This is a genomic window from Kamptonema sp. UHCC 0994 (genome assembly GCF_029167235.1).
In the GTDB taxonomy this organism is placed as follows: domain Bacteria; phylum Cyanobacteriota; class Cyanobacteriia; order Cyanobacteriales; family Microcoleaceae; genus Kamptonema.
Genome location: NZ_JARFTR010000095.1, coordinates 1 through 3976 on the forward strand (window position 1 = coordinate 1; position 3976 = coordinate 3976).

Annotated in this window: 4 protein-coding genes; 3 read left to right on the forward strand and 1 reads right to left on the reverse strand. The window is 41.2% G+C overall.

Features of this window, described 5'->3' with window-relative positions; all coding sequences use genetic code 11:
• Positions 1-19: 19 nt before the first annotated feature.
• Complete coding sequence (locus PY364_RS09370) at positions 20-991, reverse strand: metal ABC transporter substrate-binding protein (protein ID WP_275522036.1); 972 nt, start codon at positions 989-991, stop codon at positions 20-22.
• Between the two features lie 296 nt (positions 992-1287).
• On the opposite strand from PY364_RS09370, the gene PY364_RS09375 reads away from it, so the two are divergent.
• The 3 genes from PY364_RS09375 to PY364_RS09385 form a co-directional block, all read left to right on the forward strand.
• A complete protein-coding gene (locus tag PY364_RS09375) occupies positions 1288-3108 on the forward strand; it encodes an iron uptake porin (protein WP_275522038.1) in 1821 nt (606 codons plus the stop codon).
• 161 nt (positions 3109-3269) lie between these two features.
• The gene (locus PY364_RS09380) at positions 3270-3539 is read left to right on the forward strand and encodes a hypothetical protein (RefSeq protein ID WP_275522040.1); all 270 of its coding nucleotides are present in this window, start codon (positions 3270-3272) and stop codon (positions 3537-3539) included.
• An 85-nt stretch (positions 3540-3624) separates the two neighbouring features.
• Positions 3625-3976 (forward strand): transposase (locus tag PY364_RS09385; RefSeq protein WP_343277566.1); only part of this gene is annotated, 352 nt, incomplete at its 3' end.

The following is a 3976-nucleotide window of genomic DNA, read 5'->3' on the forward strand; positions in this document are numbered from 1 at the left end:
GGCGGCGTTACGAATGATTTTACAATTTGCCTTGCAATCCTTGAATTAACATTGTTACATTGTGTTCTAGAAGTTTTAAATAAGTAGAAGCTGGGCCATTGGGGGGAGAAAGAGAATCTACATAAAATACTCCTCCAAACTTAGCATTTGCCTCTTTAGCAACCTGCTTTTGAACTTCATTATTGACAGTGCTTTCACAAAAAACAACTGGAATTTGATTGGTTTTAACAGTATCGATCGCCTTTTCAACTTGCTTAGGTGTAGCTTGCTGTTCGGAGTTGACTGGCCAAAGATAAACCTCCTTCAAACCATAGTCACGGGTGAGGTAGGAAAATGCGCCTTCACAACTAACCATATATCGCTTAGATTGAGGAACAACGGCAATTTCTTGTTTAAGTTTTTGGTCAATATCTATAATTTTTTGGCTGTATATCCTAGCATTTTCATTGTAGGATTTGGCATTAATAGGATCGAGCTTGACTAAAGCTTTACGAATATTTTCAACATAAATCAAAGCATTTTGCGGAGACATCCAAGCATGGGGATTAGGCTTTCCCTTGTAAGCATCTTCAGCGATCGCGACAGGTTTAATTCCCTCACTTAAAGTGATATGCGGTACTTTAGATAAATTAGTATAATACCTAGCGGCCCAACGTTCGAGTTCCAAACCATTATCTAGTATTAAATCTGCCTGTTTTCCCCGCACCAAGTCACTAGGCGTAGGTTCATAGCCATGAATTTCTGCCCCCGACTTAATCAAAGATTCGACAACAGCTTTATCTCCCGCGACGTTCTGAGCCATATCTGCTAGGACGGTGAAGGTGGTCAAAATTACTTTTTTACCTTTTTTAGCTTGCAGATTGGCTTGTGGCTTAACGGAGTCAGCAGCCTGGGGGTTATTCTTAAGTCTGGTACAAGCTCCTAGACCGATTAAGATCGAGCTGGCGATCGCGATCGCAAACTGGACAGTAAATGCTTTGTTCTGTGACATTGACTACACTGATTTCATAATTCTTTCATTATGATAGCAGTTTGCAGAAATTATGCACTCTGACCAAAGAAACCGAGTTTTTTACCCACAAGACTTAGGCACAACTAACGCAATTCTGTCATTGCCCCCTGCATAAGGGGAACATCCCAATTTTGTAGGGGCGAAGCATTCGGGCGATAAATTTCTGCCAATCCCCATTTTTCTTTAATTCATCCTCCATAATGAAGGTTAGCGGGTGCGTCTTTAATCTCTCTTCAGATAGATGACTTTCACACACTACAGGCTCTAAAGACGCAATGACAAATAATCTCTCTACTTCTGTGCGGCTCAATCTCCTTATTTTCGGTATAGCCTGCGGATGCAACGGTTTCATCGACAACAACCTACTAGCAGCTCAGATAGAACCAGCATCCAAGCAAGAAAATTCCGCTCTTCCAGAGCAAATTTCCCCAAACTACCCAATTGAGCCGCCAGAGATAGACTCTGAAATGGCTGTTTCAGACTCTCCTTTCGACTCCCAAATCGACATCAGCCAAGACACCCAAAAAACTCTAACCGGTCAGGTAACATCTGTATCCCAATTATCCGACGTGCAACCTACAGACTGGGCATTTTCTGCATTGCAATCCCTAGTTGAGCGCTACGGCTGCGTAGCGGGATATCCCGACAGCACCTATCGAGGCAACCGTGCCTTAACTCGGTACGAATTTGCAGCCGGATTAAACGCTTGCTTAGACCAAATTAACAGGCTAATTGCTGAATCGACAACTAACTCAGTCACCAAAGAAGATTTAGTTGCAGTACAGCGGTTGCAAGAAGAATTTGCCGCTGAAATAGCTACCTTGCGGGGGCGAGTAAACGTTCTAGATGCACGGACAGCAGAATTGGAAGCTAACCAGTTTTCTACTACTACGAAACTGAGTGGTTTGACGGGCTTTAATTTAGGAGGAGCAACTGCTGCATCAGGATTAAAAGTAGAAAGAATTGACCCCGAAGATCCCTTCAGCTCAGCTCGACGCGATGCTAATGGTAAACCTACTGTCACCGAAGTTAGGAATAATCCTGACACGACAATGAGTTATTTTACAATCATTGCTTTCCTAACATCTTTCACAGGTAAGGATTCACTGGTAACTAGCCTAGCTGCGGGCAATGGCGATTCTCCTGCCAATGCTTTTAGTTCTGCGGGCTTGTACAATACTTTTGGGGTTCCTAGCTTTGATATTACCACCGCTGCGGGTATTAACAAGGTAGAATTGTTGGAATCTTATTACACCTTTCCTGTTAATAATTCCTTGGAAGTAACAGTGGGCCCTCGTTTGCTTTGGCTGAGTTACTTTGATACCAATGCTTTTACTTCTATTTTCGGTAAAGGTGCTGGCAGTTACAACTCTTTTGGCAGTACATTACTTAATGATGTGGGACGAGGTGCGGGTGCAGTTGCGAAGTGGAATTTGAACGAGAAACTTAAACTCCATTTAGGTTATATGGCGAATGTTCCGGGAGCATCTCAACCAAATCGCGGGTTATTTGGAAACACTCGCTCTTTTACGGCTGAACTGACTTATTCCCCTAGTAAAAATGCGAATGTCCGCCTGATTTACGACCGCACTCGCATTCGACCTAATGATGACGGACAAATTGCTACAAGACCGATTAAAGGGGTTGCTGATGATGGTTTTGGTGGTAAGCTAGAAGATGCTGCTGCTAATAGTTTTGGTTTGAATTTTGATTGGCGACTAGCTGCCAATTTTGGTATTTTCGGCCGCTATACTTACAGCAGCACCCACTTAAATCCGAAAGCTTCAGGGATGAGGGACGAAAGTGTTAATGCTCAATCTTTTCAATTTGGGCTAGGTTTCCCTGACTTGGGCAAAGAGGGGGCCATTGGCTCGTTATCTTTTGTAGTTCCCTTTGATGTTATATCGGGGCGACGATTTTTGGTAGCTGGTGGAGGAGATGGGGGAACTCAGTATGATGTGGAGGCGAGTTACTATTTTCCAATGACGGATAATATTGCGATCGTACCGAGTTTTTATCTGATTATGAATCCTAATAATTTTAGTAGCAATCCTACTATTTATGTGGGAAGTATGCGAATGCAGTTTGCATTCTAGTTAGAAGGTTTAAGTTGCTCTCTCTAACTTTGATAAAAAGGGGGAGCAACTTTAACTCTGCCGATATTGCTGGACAATCGGACTTGCAGTTTATACAATTATGGCAGTCTTGATTGTCAGCAAACAATTAAGACCATATTATTGAATCAATCTTACAACAAATGCCAGGAATTAGTCAACCCCAAAAGAAGTTTTTAGTAACTTTATTTTCAACTATTTTACTCATCTATGGTAAGGTCAACTTCACGAATCTTAGCCGTTATAGTTCTTTAAGTGAAAAAACCTATCGTCGCCACTTTCTCAAACACTTTAACTTCCCACAATTTAATCAATATTTTCTCAAACAGGCTTTGAATCCTGAGCAAAAAATTATTGCTGTCATTGATTGTTCTTTAGTTAAATTTAGATTTTATTGGCAAATTAAGAGTTGATGCTAACCTCCGTTATCTCTATACAGGTGAACAAAAGAAACGCGGCGCACCTCGGAAATATGACGGTAAATTTGACGGTCTCGATTTGAGTCGCCTGAATTTTGTTAAAGAAATAAAACCGGGCGTTACACTTTCTACATTAGTTGTGTGGAGTTGTTGTTTAAATTGCCAAATTTGTTTGGCTTGTATTTCTGAAGTTCAAGCCAACGGTAAACTCAAAAATGCCTTATTCTTTAGCACTGATATTCATCTATCTCCTGAACAAATTATTGAATATTATCAGGCTCGTTTTCAAATTGAATTTATTTTCCGTGATGCCAAACAATTTACGGGCTTATCTGATTGTCAATCTCCTCATCCCCAACGGCTTGATTTTCATTTTAATGCCAGTTTAACTTCTCTTAACTTAGCCAAATATCAGGCTTATAATTGTCACT